Here is a 17072-nt window from a genome sequence, read left to right as displayed (position 1 = left end):
ATGACCTGCAATAAATTAGCAGACCCCCTATAGTTGCAGAATACTCCATTTTTTGCACGGCACGAGGGTACCCACCTTGGCATCGACTATCAAAAAACGCTCAGTCCGGGATCTCGTCCACTATTCCCCATCATTTTGTACAACAAATTACCTGAACGTCATTGACATATGAACATGCACTCATATAATCGAAAGTAAATTATATGAGCGCATGTTCATATGAAAGGATATTGCAATGAGCATCCGCGTTGATGAAACGAGACTCGACATCGAGGCCACCGAACCCGCGATCCCGACCACCTGCTCGCCCGAGGACCTTCCCGACGAGGAGCTTCTCTACGACCTCGCCGACCTGTTCAAGGTCTTCAGCGACACCACGCGCATCAAGATCCTCTATGCCCTCATGGGCCGCGAGCTCTGCGTGGCAGACATCGCCGAAGCGACCGAAACCTCGCAGTCCGCGGTGTCGCACCAGCTGCGCACACTCAAGCAGTCGCACCTGGTTAAATTCCGGCGCGACGGGCGCAATATCCTCTACTCGCTCGCCGACGACCACGTCTACACCATGCTCAACCAAGGCATGAGCCACATCTGCGAATAGCGACCAACCACGGTACCAGCGCGGCCTGCACCCAAGCCGCAAATACAGAGAAAGGAACCCACCATGAAAAAGCAGTTTAAACTCGACGAGATCGACTGCGCCAACTGCGCGCGTGAGCTTCAGGACGAGCTGGCCAAGCTCGAGGGCGTCAAATCCGTGTCCGTCAACTTTATGACCCAGAAGCTGACGCTCGAGGCTGATGATGCTGAGTTCGACGAGGTGCTCAACCGCGTTGTAGAGTTTACGGCCGACGCCGAGCCGGACTGCGAGATCATTCTCTAGCCCAGGTTTACGCCAACCTGCAAGGCCGCGATTGCCGCGGTCTTTGCTCGCGAAATTATATGAGCGAGTGTTCATACATTCAAATGGGAGGATACGAGTCATGGCCACCGCCGACCCCAAGAAGAAAAAGAAGAAGCGCAAGAAGAAAGAGTCACTCGAGCATAAGCGCAACCGCATCCTGGTAGCGCTGGGCATTTTTGCCGTGGTGTACGCCCTCGATGAGTTCGGCACCCTCACCGCCGCATTCGGTACCCCGGGCGACATCTACGCCAGCTTTATGCTGTTCCTCATACCGTTTTTGATTGCCGGCTACGACGTGCTGCAAAAGGCATTCAATAACATCCGCCGCGGCAAGGCGTTCGACGAGAGCTTCCTTATGGCCGTCGCGACCATCGGCGCATTTGCCATGGTGCTCTTCCCCGATACCGACCCGCACATGGCCGAAGGCGCCGCCGTCATGCTGTTCTACCAGGTCGGCGAGCTGTTCCAGGCATATGCCGTGGGCAAAAGCCGCAAGTCGATCAGCGCCATGATGGACATCGCGCCCGACTACGCTAACGTCGAGCAAGCCAACGGCACGCTCGAACAGGTCTTTCCCGATGACATCGCCGTCGGCACCGTGATCGTGGTCAAGCCCGGTGAGCGCGTGCCTATCGACGGCGTCATCGTCGAGGGCGAAACCCAGCTCGACACCGCCGCGCTCACGGGCGAGTCAGTCCCTCGCCCCGCCAAGTCCGGCGACGATATCATCAGCGGCTGCATCAACATGACGGGGCTCATCCACGTGCGCACCACCAAGCCCTTTGGCGAGTCCACCGTCGCACGCGTCCTGGAGCTCGTGGAGAATGCCAGCGAAAAGAAGGCGCGCACCGAGAACTTCATCACGCGCCTTGCCCGCGTCTACACGCCCGCCGTCACCGGCGCTGCCGCGGTGCTCGCGCTCGGCGGCGGCCTGGTCACCGGTGCCTGGCCCGACTGGATTCTGCGCGGCCTGACTTTCCTGGTCGTCAGCTGCCCGTGCGCGCTCGTGATCAGCGTGCCGCTCAGTTTCTTTGGCGGCATCGGCGGTGCCTCCAAGCTGGGCGTTCTCATCAAGGGTTCTAACTACCTCGAGACGCTCGCCGATGTGGACACCGTCGTCTTTGACAAGACAGGCACCCTCACCAACGGCACGTTCTCGGTGGTCGCGGTGCACCCCGAGGCAGGCTATACCGAGCAATCGCTGCTTGAAGTCGCAGCGCTCGCCGAGTCATTCTCCGACCATCCCATCGCGCAGTCGGTACGCACCGCCTTCCAGAGCGAGCTCGATCCCAAGCGCGTAACGGATTCCACTAATGACGCGGGCCACGGCGTGACGGCAACCATCGACGGCAAGTACGTCGTCGTCGGCAATGCCAAGATGCTTGCTGCGGCCGGTATCGACGCTCCCAATTGCGAGGTTGTCGGCACGATCCTCCATGTGCTCGTTGACGGCGTTTACGCCGGCCACATCGTGATTGCAGACACCGTTAAGGCAGATGCCGAGCAGACGATCCGCGACCTGCACGCTGCCAGCGTCAAGCGCACCGTCATGCTCACGGGCGACCGCGAGGAAGTGGCTGCTGCGGTGGCCAAGCAGCTGGGGCTCGACGAGTTCCACGCGCAGCTGCTGCCGGGCGACAAGGTCGAACGTGTTGAAGCGCTGCTCGCGGCCGAATCGGGCAAGGGCAAGCTCGCCTTTGTCGGCGACGGCATCAACGATGCGCCCGTGCTCACCCGCGCAGACGTTGGCATTGCCATGGGCGCTATGGGTTCCGACGCCGCGATTGAGGCCGCCGACGTGGTGCTCATGGATGACAAGCCGTCCAACATTTCCCGCGCGATCCGCGTAGCGCGCAAGACCATGACGATTGTTTGGCAGAACATCATCTTTGCGCTGGGCGTTAAGCTGCTGATCCTTGTGCTGGCAGCGCTGGGCATCGCCAACATGTGGCTTGCCGTGTTCGGCGACGTAGGCGTGGCGATCATCGCCATCCTGAACGCCATGCGCGCGATGGGCGTCAAGAACTTGTAGCGTTCGTGGGCTGTCCGGCCGGGGCCGGGCTTGGTTTTGAAAACGTCCTCGACCAATGAAGTGCCCCCGTTCTGCTCCTTCGGAGCTACGAACGGGGGCACTTCTGGTCTGCGGAATGTTTTCAAAACCAAGCCCGGCCCCGGCCTGCGGTAACGTTGCTGGCGGTTCTTGGGCATCGCTTGCTGGTGGGGTTCCTTGTCTGAGTTGGACTTAGTTGGTGGGACCACTCGTCTCAGTCGCTGTCCCGCGCCGTTCCGGCGCGGGAGGCGCGCCGCTGCGGGAGTGCTAGTCGGTCATTATTGACGCCGAAGCACCGTCCCGTCCCAGCATCGCCCTCAGCTTCTCGAAGCTTTCCTCGCTTAGGCAGTGCTCCATGTGGCAGCCCTCTTGCGACGCGACCTCAGCCGAAACACCCGCATCCTCTAGCAGCCCCACGAAAAAGCAGTGACGCTCCCACATTTGGCGCGCGACCTCCAGACCACGCTCCGTCAGATGAACGTCGCGCTTGCCCATTTCGACATAGCCGTTGCTTTCCAGCGTCGCCATGGCCTTGGAAACGCTCGCCTTGGTTACGCCGAGGTGCTCCGCGACGTCGATCGAGCGCACGATGCCATGACGTTCCGACAGAACGTAGATCGATTCGAGATAGTCTTCTCCGGATTCACGTAGGGCCATGGGCCGCCTTTCGCGATGATTGCTAGTTAGCCTTTGGATACTTTCCACGGCTTACTTTACCGCAAAAGTTGCCCATGTCTTACTACTTTGCATAAAAGTTAGCCGTGTTTCACAAAACGTGCGGGATGAAACAAACTGGGGACGCCCCGAAAGGAGTGTCCCCAGGTGCCGGGTCGTAGCTACACGAGGCCAAAGTGCTTGGCGGCGTTGTAAATTCCGTCGTCGTCCACGGCGGTCGCTACGTAGGTCGCCGCAGCTTTCACCGTGTCCTGTGCGTTGCCCATGGCCACACTTGTGCCCACGGCCGAGAACATCGACAGGTCGTTCTCGCCGTCGCCAAAGGCAATCGCCTCGCTCGCGTCGATACCAAGCCGCTCGAGCGTCGCCGCCACGCCCAGGTCCTTGCCGCCGTTAGCGGGAATAATGTCGCAGAACAGGTCGCACCAGCGCGTGGTGAGCGAATGCGACACAGCGTCGGTCACGATATGTTCGTCGGCAGGGTCCACGAAGGCGCAGAACTGATAGACCGGCGCGTCAAAGGCATGCTCAAACGGCTCCTCGTGGTAGACGATTCCCGCGTTGCTGCCAGCCGTCACCACGCGCTCGGACAGACGGTTCACAAACGAGTTCTCGCCCTGCATGCACAGCGAGTCGTAGCGCCCCTGCGCCACCTGGTCCACAATCACCGCGACGTCGTCCGGATCGATCGGGCAGCTGCGGTAAACCCCCTCGGCATCAAAGCAGTGCTGGCCCGAAAGCGTAATGTACGCATCCCAGCCCAGGTCGAACAGCCAGTCCGGCATCTGGTAGGTCGGACGGCCCGTGGCGATCACGCACGCAATCCCCTGCTCGCGAAAGCTGTCGAGCACCTGCTGCGCCGACGCCGGAATCCGGTGGGTCTTAAAACTCAGCAGCGTGCCGTCGATATCGAAAAACGCGGCTTTGATCATTCTCGCCTACTCCTCGCCCTCGAGCTTTTCGCTCGCCTCGAGCCACGCCATCTCCAGCTCGTCCATGGCAGCGTGAGCCTCGTCGATCTTTGCCTGCTGCTCGCCGAGCACCGTATAGTTGGTGGGATCGACCTGGGCCATTGCTGCCTCGGCCTCCTCAACGCGGGCGCGCTGCGTCTCCATCTTGCGCTCGAGCGAGCTCACCTCACGGCGAAGCTTCTGGCGCTCGGCGTTGGAAAGGCCATTGGGCTGACCGCTTGCCTTAGGCTTTTCGGCCGCAGCCGCCGCGGCACCGGTGTCAAACGTGCCGGTCTTGGCGCTCGGCGCGCCCACGGGCTCGCCCTCGGCGGTAGCGTTGCACAGGCGCAGGTACTGGTCCACGCCGCCGGGCATATGCGTCAGGTGGCCGTCGAGCAGCGCCCACTGCTGGTCGGTCACGCGCTCCATCAAGAAGCGGTCGTGCGTCACCAGGATCAGCGTGCCGGGCCAGCCGTCCAGCAGATCCTCGACAATCGCGAGCATGTCGGTATCCAGGTCGTTGCCCGGCTCGTCCAGGATGAGCACGTTGGGCTCGTCCAGGATCGTCAGCAGCAGCGACAGACGACGGCGCTGGCCGCCCGAAAGATCGCCGATGCGGCTCCAGAGCTGCTGCGTCGTAAAGCCCAGGCGCTCGCAGAGCTTCTCGGGCGAAGTCTCCTTGCCGTCGATGACGTAGTACTTCTTATAGTTGCTGAGCACCTCGCGGATCGTGTCGCCCATGTAGGGCTCGAGCTCCTCGAGCTGCTGCGACAGCACGCCAAAGCGTACCGTCTGGCCAATCTTCACGCGGCCGCGCGTGGGCGCAATTTTACCCTGGATCACATCAAGCAGCGTCGACTTGCCAGCGCCATTCTCACCCAAAAGACCATAGCGGTCGCCCGCACCAATGAGCCAGGTCACATCGGAGAGCACCTGCTTGGGCGCGCCGCCGGCATCCGCATAGCCGGCGTCCACGTCGACCACGTCGATAACCTGCTTGCCTAGGCGGCTCACGGCGAGGCGCTTGAGCTCCAGCTCGTCACGCATGGGCGGCACGTCGGCGATCAGCTCGCGAGCGGCATCAACGCGAAACTTGGGCTTGGTGGAACGCGCCTGGGCGCCGCGGCTCAGCCACGCGAGCTCCTTGCGTGCCATGTTGCGACGGCGCTCCTCGGTAACTGCGGCCATGCGGTCGCGCTCCACGCGCTGCAGGATATATGCGGAGTAACCGCCCTCGAAGGGATCGACCTGGCCGTCGTGGACCTCCCACATACTGGTACAGACCTCGTCCAAGAACCAGCGGTCGTGCGTGACCACGAGCATCGCGCCCTGGCCGCGCTGCCAACGGGCCTTTAAGTGACGCGCGAGCCAGTTGATGGTGCGCATGTCCAGGTGGTTGGTGGGCTCGTCGAGCATGAGCACGTCGTAGTCGCCGATCAGCAGGCGCGCGAGGTCCACGCGACGGCGCTGGCCGCCCGAAAGCTCGCCCACCGTACCCTCCCAGGGCACATCGCTAATAAGGCCGGCCAGAATCTGGCGCGTACGCGGGCTCGAGGCCCACTCGTATTCGGGCGTGTCACCGACGACGGCATGATGCACGGTGTCGGTATCGACCAGGTTATCCTTTTGGCCGAGCAATCCAATCGTCGTGTCGCGGCGGTGCGTCACGCGGCCGTCGTCGGGCTCCAACGTGCCGGCGAGCACGCTCAGCAGCGTCGACTTACCGTCGCCGTTTTTACCGACAATACCAATACGGTCGCCCTCGCCCACGCCGAGCGTAACGCTATCGAAAATATGCTTGGTGGGAAACTCTAGGCTGACGGAATCGCATCCCAAAAGAATCGCCATATGCCCTGCTCCTTCGTAGAAATTCAACGTTGTCCATGATAGCAGCGAGCCCCACCCCAAACCACCACGAAGGCGCCTGTCCCCTTTGTGGTGGTCGTTTCGGTCGCAGAGCAAAAGGCGGGCCATCTCCCGCAAGAGATGACCCGCCTCTCCAATCAGTCCTGCGGCAACCGTGGCCGCTGCAGGCCTCAAGCATGTCCCGGACTAGGAGAACATGCCGGTGAGGTAATCATTCAGCCGCTTATCCTTGGGCCGTTGGAAAATCTCGTCAGTCTCGTCGTACTCGACCATATCGCCCATGTAGAAGAACGCCGTGCGGTTGGACACGCGCGACGCCTGCTCCATGTTGTGCGTCACGATAACGATGGCGCGGTCGGCCACGATCGATGACATGAGGTCCTCGATCGCCAGCGTCGAGATGGGGTCGAGCGCCGAGCAGGGCTCGTCGAACAGAATCACGTCGGGGTTGAGCGCCAGCGTGCGCGCGATGCACAGACGCTGCTGCTGACCGCCCGAAAGCGCATAGGCGCTCTTATCGAGCTTGTCTTTGACCTCGTCCCACAGCGCCGCGCCGCGTAAGCTTTCCTCGACCATGCGGTCGAGCTCGTCACGGTCGGTGATGCCGTGGCGCTTGGGCGCAAACGTGATGTTGTCGCGAATGGACTTGCGGAACGGGTTGGGCTGCTGGAACACCATGCCAATGGAACGGCGCAGCTCGTAGGTGTTTTCGGTCTTGGTGTTCACGTTGCGCCCGCGATAGTTGATCTCGCCCTCCACGCGGCAGCCGCGAATCTCGCGATTCATAAGGTTGAGGCTACGCAAGAAGGTCGACTTACCGCAGCCCGAAGGCCCAATGAGCGCCGTGATCTCGCCCTTGTGGAAGTCGAGCGACGTATTGTGCAGTGCATGGTGGTCGTCATAGTACACGTTGACGTCCTTGGTGGAGAGCACGACCTCGTCGTTCACGGCCTTGCCGCTTACGCGCACGCGCCTCTCGCTCTCCCCCACGCTCGACAGGAAGTCCTGGGTCTCGGACGATGCCGCTTCGGTTGCGGGCGTTGCTTTCATCTCGCTCATTCGGCCGTCATCTTCCTTGCCAGTTGCTTGCCCACAATGCGGGCGATTACGTTAAACAGCAGCACGCAAATCATCAGCAGTGCAGCGGTGCCCCAGACGATCTGCTGGGCCTCGGGGCTGCCCTCGCCATAGATCTTGTAGATGTGCACGGCGAGCGACTCGCCGGGACGGAACACGTTCCAAGCGCAGGTGGGGCTCGACAGGTTAAAGCTCAAGAAGTTCAGACGCACCGGCGAGCTCATACCCGAGGTAAAGAGCAGTGCTGCGGCCTCGCCAAACACGCGGCCGGCCGAAAGCACGATGCCGGTCACGATGGCGGGCATGGCCTCGGGGATCAGGATGTGCAGCGTAGCCTCCCAGCGAGTGAGGCCCATGGCCAGGCACGCATCGCGCTGGGCCTGCGGCACGTCCTCGAGCGCCTGCTGGATCACGCGCACCAGGATGGGAATGTTGAACATGGTGAGCGCGACGGCGCCGGAGATGATGGAGTACTTCCAGCCCAGCTGTACCGAGAACACCAGGAAGCCGAACATGCCCACGACGATGGAAGGCAGCGAGGACAACGTCTCGATGGCGGTGGAGGCGATGTCGCGGATGGGCCCATTCGGCGCGTACTCAACCAGAAAGACCGCGCCGCCCAGACTAATGGGCACCGAGATGGCTAGGGTGATCAGCAGCAGATAGAACGAGTCGAACAGCTGATAGAGCACGCCGCCCTGGGTTCCGTTGGCGCGCGACGGCTGCGTGAGAAAGCCCGGCTGGAACAGCGTCGAGACCCCCTCGAACAGGATATAGGCCACCATGGAGACGACGATGAGCATGACGATGGCGGCGATTGCCGTCAGCACGCCCGTGGCGATGCGGTCCTGTTTTTGGACGCGCCCGAGTCTCGCCTCGTCGATATGGATGCGCGTGCTAGCCACGAGCCTTCGCCCCCTTGCGGCCGATAAGGTGGATGATCAGGATGAAGATGAGGCTCATGCCCATCAGCAGCAGACCGAGCGCCCACAGAACATCGTCCTGGGCCGAGCCCTCGGCATAGACCGCCATAGACGTGGTGAGCGTGGTGGTGATGGTGGACGCCGGCGACAGCAGCGACGTCGGCATGGCCTCGATGCCGCCGATAACCATGCGCACGGCGAGCGTCTCGCCAAAGGCGCGGGTCATGCCAAGGATGACTGCGGTCATGAGCGACGGCATGGCGGATTTGAGCACCACGTGCCAGATGGTCTGCCAGCGGGTGTAGCCCAGCGCGAGCGAGCCCTGACGGTAGCTGTCGGGCACGGCGCGCAGGCCATCGACCGAAAGGGTGGTCATGGTCGGCAGGATCATGACGGCCAGCACGATGGCGCCGGGCAGGATGCCCAGGCCCGTGCTCACGTGGAAAACGCTCTTCATAAGACCGACGACCACATGAAAGCCGATCAGGCCAAAGACGACCGAGGGAATGCCGGTCAAAAGCTCAATAAGCGGCTGAAAGATCTTGGAGCCAAATTTGGGTTGGATCTCGACCGCAAAGATGGCAGAGCCGATGGCGATGGGCAGCGCGATGAGCGTGGAGAGCACCATGACCGCAAAGGAGGTGACGATCAAGGGCAGGGCGCCGGTATAAGGCAGGCCGTTTTGGCCGTGTTGGCCAGGTCCCACTTGGTGCCGGTGAAGAACTCGACGACCGAAACGCCGTCCTTGAGAAAAGCCGAGAGGCCCTTTTGGGCGACCATAAAGATGAGCGCGGCAACGACAAGCGTCACGAGCGCAACGCATGCGCCCGTGACGCCCAGGCCCACGTTCTCAAGGTCGCGCTTTGGCAGCTGTTTTGCCATTGCAAACCTTTCCGGGGCGGTTACTTATTTAGCAGAGACCTTGCCGCTGGCGTCCTTGACGACCTTCATGGCAGAGACGGGGATGAAGCCCTGCTCCTCGACAAGCTTGCCCTGGACGTCGCCGGAAAGCATGAACTCCAGGAAGGCCTTGGTGGCGTCGTCGGCGTCCTTTGCGCAGTACATGTGCTCGGTAGCCCAGATCTTGAAGGAGTCGTCGGTGACGTTTGCACTCTTGGGCTCCACGCCCTCGACCTTAATGGCGTTGAACTTGGAGTCATCGAAGTGCGAGAAATCGAGGTAGGAGATGGCGTTGTCGGTGCTGCCCATCTGAGTCTGGACGTCGCCGGACTTGTCGAGCTCGGCATCGCCCTTAAAGTCGACGGTCTCGTCGCCAAAGACGGCGGCCTCGAAGGTGGCGCGGGTACCGGAGCCGGCCTTGCGGTTGAGGACGACGATGGTGGCGTCGTCGCCGCCGACCTCCTTCCAGTTGGTAATCTGACCGGAGAAGATACCCTTGAGCTGCTCGAGGGACAGGTCGTCGACCTTGACGTTCTTGGAGACAACAGGACCCATGCCCACGACAGCAACCTCGTGGTCGACGAGGTTCTTGACCTGGTCGGCCTCGAGCTTGGTCTCGGCGAAGACGTCGGAGTTACCGATGGTAACGGTGCCGGCGGCGACAGCGGTCAGGCCCTTGCCCGAACCGTTGCCCGAGCCGGAGACGGAGACGTCCGGGTTGGCATCCATGAACTTCTCGGCAGCGGCCTCGACGAGAGCCTGGAACGAAGAGGCACCGTCGTAGGTCACCTCGCCGGAGACGGACTCGGCAGCAGCGGCGCTACCCTTGTCGGCGGCGTCGGATGCGCCGGAGCCGCCGCAGCCAACGAGACCGAGACCGACGATGCTGACAAGACCACCAGCGAGGCCGAGGAACTGACGACGAGAATAAGCCTGATCGAGCATGATCTTCCTTTCATACATGCGACTCGCGGGCACCCTGCCCGCTTTGCTGTTTGGAAAGATACGACCCCGACCGGGCAGCGCCCGCGCCAACTGCGGTTTTTTACGGGCATCTGATAGACCCTTACCGCAAGCTCTGTCCAGCCTTTACAAACGGATAACAATCCAGCGCCGAACATGGCGCACCTTTTACACCAAAGGAACGTCCCCAATGACTACCCCACCGCAACAGAAAAAGCCCGGGCCGAAGCACCGGGCTCGTAATGCAAGTTTGTATCCAAGCAGGATATAGGGGTTTCCCAGGTGCCCGAGATTGCCCCGAAAGAGGAGCGCCGCGTACTTTGGTACGCAAGCGACGGTTTGAGGGGCAAGGTCGGGTGCCTGGGGAAGCCCTACAGCTCCAGTTCGTTGAGACGAAGGATCGCCACGATGTAAATCTTGAGCGCCTGCTTGAGCTGTTCTTCGCTGGCACACTCGTTGGGGCCGTGCATCTGGCCGCCCCATGCGGGCAACTCCAGGCCAGTCTCCTCGGGGCCAAACGACACGGCGCGGGCAAAATTGCGCGCATACGTGCCGCCGCCCATGGCAAAGGGCTCAGCATGCTTGCCCGTAAACTCGTTATAGGTATCAATAAGCGCCTTCACGGCCGGATCGTCGGCAGACACCGAGAACGGCACCTTAGCGCGACCCAGCTGACACGTCACGCCAAAACGGCCCACGAGCGGGTCGAGCTGCTCGCGGATGGTATCGGCACTGGTGCTATCGGGGAAGCGCACGTCGATGACCTGCTCAATATGGCCATCCGCCACGCGGATGACGCCAGCGTTGCAGGTAAGCGGGCCAAACGCCGGACTCGTCGCATCGATACCTAGGCCGCGGCCATAGGCATCCGCGTGCACAAAGGCCAGGAACTTGACGAACTCGTGCTCGGCAGGCGTCAGCAGGCGCTCGTCGCGTGCACCAAACGCGTCCTCGGCCTCGCGCAGATACGACACGATCAGGCCGACGGCGTTGATGGTGCCCTCAGGCATCGAAGCGTGGCCGCCAATACCGTGGGCGAAAATCTGCGCATGCCCGTTATCAAGCGCCGTGATCTCCAGGCGGTCGGCGTTCTCAACGGGCGCCGGCAGCTCATCGGCGGCAATCGCAAGCTCGCAGATGGACTGCGACGGAATGGCATTGCTCGCCTCGGAGCCGCTCCACGACACGATGCGCCCGCCGTCGATCTTGGGGCTCACAAACGTCGCCCCAAACTGGCCCTTCTCGGCATTGCAGACCGGGAACTCGGCATCGGGCGTAAACAAAAAGTCGGGGTCTGCGTGATTCTCCAGATAATGGTGAACGTCGGACATGCCCACTTCCTCATCGCAGCCCAGCAGCGCGCGGAAGGTATAGCGCGGCACAATGCCGTGCTTGAGCAGGTAGGCACCGGCGTAGAGCGACAACACCGCCGGACCCTTGTCATCAATCACGCCACGGCCGAGCAGCCAGCCCTCGCGACGCTCCATCGCAAACGGGTCGGTGTTCCAGCCGGGGCCGGCGGGCACCACGTCCACGTGGCAGATGGTCGCGAGCTGCTTGTCGCCGCGACCCGGGATATCGGCAATGCCCACATAGCCCTCGTCGTCGCTCGTCTGGTAGCCGAGCTTTTGCGCAATGCCGAGCGCGCAATCGAGCGCATCACGAACCGGGCGGCCAAACGGCGCGCTAGGCTCCGCATCGGCAGCAACGGCTACGGACGGATAACTCACCAGCTGCTCGATATCGGCGACGACGTCCTCCCAGACCTCGTCGACATACTCGGTAACGCTCTGCTCCACCTGATTCATGGACGACCTCCTTACCAATGAGCGACGGGTACGCCCGCCCCTCACATCAAATACTTATATAGCGAAAAGTTTAGCAAGCTCGGCCACCGAGTGCACCACCGCATCGGCGCCCGCAGCCTCGTGCTCCCCCGGCGCCGCCGCACCCGAATAGATGCCAATGCACGGCACGCCCATCGCGTGCGCGCCCTCGACGTCGTTAAAGCGGTCGCCAATCATCACGGCCTCGTCCGCGGTCGCGCCCAGGGCCGCCAGCGCATCGCGGACCGAATCCGCCTTGGTCTCGCGGCCCTGCGGCGGATTCATGCCAACCACGACCTCAAACTGAGAAAGCCCCAGTTCACCCACCATGTCAACGCACTTTGCCTCCATGCGCGACGTCGCCACGGCCAAGCGCTTGCCCTGGGCGACCAACCCATCCAGCAGCTCGGGGATCCCGTCGAACACGGGATACTCCTCCGGTCCCAGCTCGTCAAAAAAGGCGCGGTACTCGTCGGCCACCACAAGCGACTCCTCGCGGGAGAAGCCATAAAAGTCGTGAAAACTCTTCCACAGGGGCGGCCCGATCATGCGACGCAGGTCACCCATCTGCGCCTCCGAAAACCCGCGTGCAGCCAGCGTCTTGCGCGTCGAGGTCATCACCGCCCGACCCGTATCGGCCACCGTGCCATCAAAATCAAACAGCACGACCGGCCGCTTGCATATCTCCAGCGCCTCCATCGGCATCCCTCTTCCCCAGTTGACGATTTCCACACCGACACTTCAAACTGTTGACTATTCAACAATTTAACCTAGCAATGTAGAGCAACTCCACTATACTTGTCGCACTTTGCTCTCAGAAGGCGGCGCCGTCGCGCCCCAACGAAAGGTGCAATTATGTCTTTTGCCATCATAACCGACTCCACGTCGGACATCTCCCCCGCCCGCGCCCAAGAGCTCGGCATTTACGTGATTCCGCTGCATGTGATTATCGAGGGCGAGGACCTGCTCGACCAGGTGCAGATTACCGCCCAGGAGTACGTCGCGCGCATGGCCGGCTCCGAGCAGCTGCCGCACACCTCGCAGCCGAGTGCCGGCGAGTTCAAGGAACTCTTTGACCGCGTGCGCGCCGACGGTCACGATAGCGCCATCTTTATCTCGCTGTGCAGCGAGTGGTCCGCCTGCTATGCCAACGCCAGCCTGACGGCCGAAACGCACGAGCTCGACGTGCGCTGCATCGACTCGCGCACCGGCTCGGGCGCCGAGGGCCTGCTGGTGGAGTACGCGCTGGCCATGCGCGAGGACGGCCGCAGCCTGGACGAGACCGAGGCGCAGATCCGCGCGACGCTGCCCGACGCCCACCTGCTGCTGATTCCCCGCACGCTCGAGAATCTCGTTAAGAACGGCCGCGCGCCCAAGCTCGCCGGCCAGCTCACGCAAATGCTCAACATTCGCCTGGCCGTTTCGCCGGAGTGGAAATCGGGCGAGATCAAGGCCATAAAAAAGGGCCGCGGTGCCAAACGCATCGTTACCAACACCATGGCCGATTGCCTCGCATTTTTGGCCGAGCATCCGGGCTCCAGCGTGCGCGTGCTCACGACCGGCGCCGCCGAGGAGCAGGAGCTCGTCAGCCAAGCGCTCGCAGGCCAAGACTATGTAGACGCCGGCACCGGCCCCATCGGCTGCACCATCGCCACCCATGTAGGCGTCGATGCCATAGCCATCAGCTACTGCCCCCGCTACCAGCCCATCCACTAGGGACGCCCACATCAGTTGCGGTGAAATAGGGACCGTTTTTGGCTTATTAGCTGTCAATCAATCCCTATTCCACCGCAACTTGGAAATCGGCGATCAGCCCAGCGGACCCTGAAACAGCTCCTGATGAGTGCCCATTCTCACCAGCCTAATCACTGGGTTAGTCTTATGGGGAAGATAAAGAACGACCACATCGACCAAGCCATCGGATAGGTGGAAATCGATGTGGCCGTTGTAGTTTCCGCCCGGGTTTGAGAGCTCGTGGGCGCCATACTCCGCCGGAAGTGACCCATGAGCCACAAGCTCTGCAACCGCCGCTTTAAACTCACTTTTTAGCTGCGGATGCATGCGCATCGTTCGTTTGTAGTCCACCTTAAATTGAGCCTCGACTTTAATCTCGAACATCGCTATTCCTCATCGAGGAATGACATAAGCTCATCAGCGTTATTGAATGACAGGCTATCGTCCGGCAAAATCCCCAACTCATGAGCCTCGGCAATCACCATGGCGCGCCTCGTCGCCTCGTTGGGCACCTCCGCCCTTCCTACAATCTCAAAAGGAATCTTTCGCTGATTTACAAGCTGCCGAACGGCAAGATTGAGATAGGAATTGAGGCTGAGGCCGACCGAATCCAAGAACTCAGTCGCCTGTTCCTTGAGCCCCTCTTCGATGCGAACCGTCGTAGGCTTAACCGTTGCAGTAGACATATGCGACCTCCTCGCCTCGTCTTTTGCATCAGTATACCCAATATAAATGGCAATCTGATGTTAGATAACATCAGATTGCCATGCGTATTCATGTCGCGTGGGCACGATTGATCTACATCAGCCCGCTCAGGGCGATGTCGACGGCTTCGTTGAGGTCGTCGGTGATGTGCACGAGCTCGGGATCGAGCGGGCTGATCATGCCGGCGTCCATCACCGGGCCGTTGAGCCAGTCGAACAGGCCCTGCCAGTACTCGGTGCCCACCAAAACGAGCGGCATACGCTTGACCTTGTGCGTTTGCACCAGCGTGAGCACCTCGAACATCTCGTCGAGCGTGCCAAACCCGCCGGGAAACACAATAGCGCCCGAGCTGTATTTGACGAACATGGTCTTGCGCACAAAGAAGTAACGGAAGTCCATGCCGAGGTTCACGTATTTGTTGAGCCCCTGCTCGTGCGGCAATTCAATGCCCAGGCCAACTGACTTACCATTGACGCTCGCCGCTCCCTTGTTGGCCGCTTCCATGATGCCGGGGCCGCCACCGGTGATAACCGCCACGCCGCGCTGGGCAATCTTACGCCCGACGGTGCGCGCCGCCTTGTAGAGCGTATCGGTCTTGGGCGTGCGGGCGCTACCGAAGATGGTCACCGCAGGTCCGAGCTCGGCAAGCGCGCCAAAACCGTCGACAAACTCGGCCTGGATGCGCAGTACGCGCCACGGATCGGCATGCAACCAGTCGGTCGACTCCTCGGGCGCCAGCAGGTTAGCGTACGTATTGTCCTTAGGAATCATCGGGCCGCGCATGACCACGGGGCCGCGGCGGTACGTCTCGTCGTAGGCAGGCTCGCCCTCGACATTCTCGTTCTTAATCATGGGTACTCCTATCGAGAAAAAGAAAACGGGCGGGGTCGACGCCATGCGTCAAACACCCGCCCGAACATCAACTATTCGGTATGGTACCCACGATGCATCATGCGCTTGCAAGGCATCGGTCAGCGGTCGCGCAGACAGTGTTAGCGAACGCGACGACCGGCCGGCGCTCGCCCCTTGCCGTTGCCCGCGCCCTGCAAGCGCCCGCGCCGCCCTTAGTAATCCACCGCCGCAGGGCTGTTCATCCAGTCACTCACGAACGCGCCGTAACGACCCTCGATAATGGCCTGGCGAGCACGCTGCATAAGGTTGAGCAAGTAGTAGATGTTGTGCATCGACAGCAGAATGCCGCCGAGCATCTCCTTCTGCGTGACCATGTGGCGAATGAGCGCGCGGCTGTAGCCGCCCGTGCACACCGGGCAGGTGCAGGTGGGATCGATGGGACCATCGTCGTGCGCAAAGCGAGCGTTGCGGAAGTTGAGGCGACCCTCGCTGGAGAACGCCGTACCCATGCGGCCCGTGCGCGTCGGCAGCACGCAGTCGAACATGTCGATACCCACGCCCACACCGCGCACGAGGGTGGTGGGGTTGCCGACGCCCATCAGGTAGCGCGGCTTGTGCTTGGGCATGTACTCGCTTACGAGCGGTGCCAGGGTCTCGAACATGGTCTCGTGGTCCTCGCCCACCGAGTAGCCGCCAATGCCGTAGCCCGGGAAGTCGCCGCACTCCTCCAGATGGCGCAGCGAGCGCAGGCGCAGGTCCAGATGCATGCCGCCCTGAACAATGCCAAAGAGTGCCTGGTCATCGCGGGTGTGAGCTTTATAGCAGCGCTCGGCCCACATGCTCGACAGCTCAACCGCGCGCTCAACGTAGGCGCGCGTGGCAGGATAGCCGGGGCACTGGTCGAGCTGCATGCAGATGTCGGAGCCGAGCTTCATGGCGATTTCCATGTTGTCCTCGGGCGTCCAGAACACGTGGCGGCCGTCGTAGTCATTGACGATAAAGCGCACGCCCTCGTCGGTGAGCTTGACGGCGTCGTTATGGCTAAAGACCTGGAATCCGCCCGAGTCGGTGAGGATGGGGCCGTGCCAGTTCATGAACTTATGCAGTCCGCCCAGCTCGGCGATGGTATCCTCGCCGGGGCGCATGGACAGGTGATAGGTATTGGCAAGCACGATCTGGGCGCCGAGCTGTTTGACGGTCTCGGTAGGAATGCCCTTGACGTTTGCCTTGGTGCCCACGGGCATGAAGATCGGTGTCTCGATGTCGCCGTGCGGGGTGTGCAGCACGCCGGCACGCGCATGCGTCGTCGGGTCCTCGGCGATCAGGTCGAATTTAAAAAGGCTCTGGTCCATAAACTGGAACTCCTTGGTTGCGGTTCATACGCAAACCATTATACGGGCAACCCGCAAGAAGCACCGACTCGACAGAAACTGATGCAAAGGGGTCATAGTCGTTTAAGAACGTCCCCAACGACTAAGTCATTACCAACAACAAAGGTAACGCCGATGTTTTGGTACCGACAGACACTATGACCCAATCCGAGGGCACTAAAAAGATAGGAGCCCCCGCTCGTGACCGCGGGTCGGGGCTGCGACAATGATGTTGAAGTGCCATAGGCGCAGCCGCGCCGCAACGAGGTTGGGAGGC

General features: G+C 61.5%; 18 protein-coding genes. 4 read left to right on the top strand and 14 right to left on the bottom strand.

Annotated elements, in window-relative coordinates:
• Positions 1-235 precede the first annotated feature (235 nt).
• The 3 genes from GDJ93_RS04270 (at position 236) to GDJ93_RS04260 (ending at position 2936) form a co-directional block, all read left to right on the top strand.
• Positions 236-601 (top strand): ArsR/SmtB family transcription factor, encoded by a 366-nt coding sequence (locus GDJ93_RS04270; RefSeq protein WP_152067866.1) that lies wholly within the window; start codon positions 236-238, stop codon positions 599-601.
• Between the two features lie 63 nt (positions 602-664).
• Entirely contained in the window at positions 665-883 is a 219-nt protein-coding gene (locus GDJ93_RS04265; protein ID WP_035137286.1) for a cation transporter, read from the top strand.
• A gap of 100 nt (positions 884-983) precedes the next feature.
• A complete protein-coding gene (locus GDJ93_RS04260; RefSeq protein ID WP_193221447.1) occupies positions 984-2936 on the top strand; it encodes a heavy metal translocating P-type ATPase in 1953 nt (650 codons plus the stop codon).
• 285 nt (positions 2937-3221) lie between these two features.
• Here GDJ93_RS04260 and GDJ93_RS04255 read toward each other — a convergent pair whose 3' ends face one another.
• From GDJ93_RS04255 to GDJ93_RS04215, 10 genes are all read right to left on the bottom strand, one after another.
• Positions 3222-3611 carry a metal-dependent transcriptional regulator gene (locus GDJ93_RS04255; protein ID WP_152067865.1) on the bottom strand — a complete coding sequence of 130 codons (390 nt, stop codon included), beginning with the start codon at positions 3609-3611 and terminating at the stop codon, positions 3222-3224.
• Between the two features lie 179 nt (positions 3612-3790).
• Positions 3791-4561 carry a Cof-type HAD-IIB family hydrolase gene (locus GDJ93_RS04250; RefSeq protein ID WP_152067864.1) on the bottom strand — a complete coding sequence of 257 codons (771 nt, stop codon included), beginning with the start codon at positions 4559-4561 and terminating at the stop codon, positions 3791-3793.
• Between the two features lie 6 nt (positions 4562-4567).
• Positions 4568-6427, bottom strand: coding sequence for an ABC-F family ATP-binding cassette domain-containing protein (locus GDJ93_RS04245; protein ID WP_152067863.1), 1860 nt, complete (start codon positions 6425-6427; stop codon positions 4568-4570).
• Positions 6428-6631: 204 nt separating this feature from the next.
• The gene (gene pstB, locus GDJ93_RS04240; RefSeq protein ID WP_193221446.1) at positions 6632-7504 is read right to left on the bottom strand and encodes a phosphate ABC transporter ATP-binding protein PstB; all 873 of its coding nucleotides are present in this window, start codon (positions 7502-7504) and stop codon (positions 6632-6634) included.
• Positions 7501-8427 carry a phosphate ABC transporter permease PstA gene (gene pstA / locus GDJ93_RS04235; protein ID WP_152067862.1) on the bottom strand — a complete coding sequence of 309 codons (927 nt, stop codon included), beginning with the start codon at positions 8425-8427 and terminating at the stop codon, positions 7501-7503. Before pstA ends, pstB begins: the two co-directional genes overlap by 4 nt.
• Positions 8420-9097: a phosphate ABC transporter permease subunit PstC gene (gene pstC, locus GDJ93_RS04230; RefSeq protein WP_264297878.1), complete on the bottom strand. Its 678-nt coding sequence runs from the start codon at positions 9095-9097 to the stop codon at positions 8420-8422. The genes pstA and pstC overlap by 8 nt, the downstream gene beginning before the upstream one ends.
• Entirely contained in the window at positions 9094-9327 is a 234-nt protein-coding gene (locus tag GDJ93_RS10115) for a hypothetical protein (protein WP_226812456.1), read from the bottom strand. The genes pstC and GDJ93_RS10115 overlap by 4 nt, the downstream gene beginning before the upstream one ends.
• Before the next feature lie 24 nt (positions 9328-9351).
• A complete protein-coding gene (locus tag GDJ93_RS04225; protein WP_152067861.1) occupies positions 9352-10290 on the bottom strand; it encodes a phosphate ABC transporter substrate-binding protein in 939 nt (312 codons plus the stop codon).
• A gap of 389 nt (positions 10291-10679) precedes the next feature.
• Positions 10680-12116, bottom strand: a complete 1437-nt coding sequence (locus GDJ93_RS04220; RefSeq protein WP_152067860.1) for a M20 family metallopeptidase — start codon at positions 12114-12116, stop codon at positions 10680-10682.
• Positions 12117-12170: 54 nt separating this feature from the next.
• Positions 12171-12833 (bottom strand): HAD hydrolase-like protein, encoded by a 663-nt coding sequence (locus tag GDJ93_RS04215; protein WP_226812455.1) that lies wholly within the window; start codon positions 12831-12833, stop codon positions 12171-12173.
• A 156-nt stretch (positions 12834-12989) separates the two neighbouring features.
• Between GDJ93_RS04215 and GDJ93_RS04210 the strand changes: the two genes are divergently transcribed.
• Complete coding sequence (locus GDJ93_RS04210) at positions 12990-13850, top strand: DegV family protein (RefSeq protein WP_152067858.1); 861 nt, start codon at positions 12990-12992, stop codon at positions 13848-13850.
• Between the two features lie 93 nt (positions 13851-13943).
• Here GDJ93_RS04210 and GDJ93_RS04205 read toward each other — a convergent pair whose 3' ends face one another.
• The 4 genes from GDJ93_RS04205 to tgt all read right to left on the bottom strand — a co-directional run bounded on the left by GDJ93_RS04205 (position 13944) and on the right by tgt (position 16777).
• Complete coding sequence (locus GDJ93_RS04205) at positions 13944-14252, bottom strand: type II toxin-antitoxin system RelE/ParE family toxin (protein WP_055250871.1); 309 nt, start codon at positions 14250-14252, stop codon at positions 13944-13946.
• 2 nt (positions 14253-14254) lie between these two features.
• Positions 14255-14554, bottom strand: coding sequence for a type II toxin-antitoxin system RelB/DinJ family antitoxin (locus tag GDJ93_RS04200; protein WP_152067857.1), 300 nt, complete (start codon positions 14552-14554; stop codon positions 14255-14257).
• Positions 14555-14666: 112 nt separating this feature from the next.
• A complete protein-coding gene (locus GDJ93_RS04195; protein ID WP_152067856.1) occupies positions 14667-15425 on the bottom strand; it encodes an LOG family protein in 759 nt (252 codons plus the stop codon).
• Positions 15426-15637: 212 nt separating this feature from the next.
• On the bottom strand, positions 15638-16777 hold the full coding sequence (gene tgt / locus GDJ93_RS04190) for a tRNA guanosine(34) transglycosylase Tgt (protein WP_055285790.1): 1140 nt from the start codon (positions 16775-16777) through the stop codon (positions 15638-15640).
• Between the last annotated feature and the right edge of the window lie 295 nt (positions 16778-17072).

The organism is Collinsella aerofaciens (genome assembly GCF_902501475.1).
GTDB lineage: Bacteria > Actinomycetota > Coriobacteriia > Coriobacteriales > Coriobacteriaceae > Collinsella > Collinsella aerofaciens_AL.
Note: the sequence above shows the minus strand (reverse complement) of the source record. Positions and strands in the feature narration are given on the sequence as shown.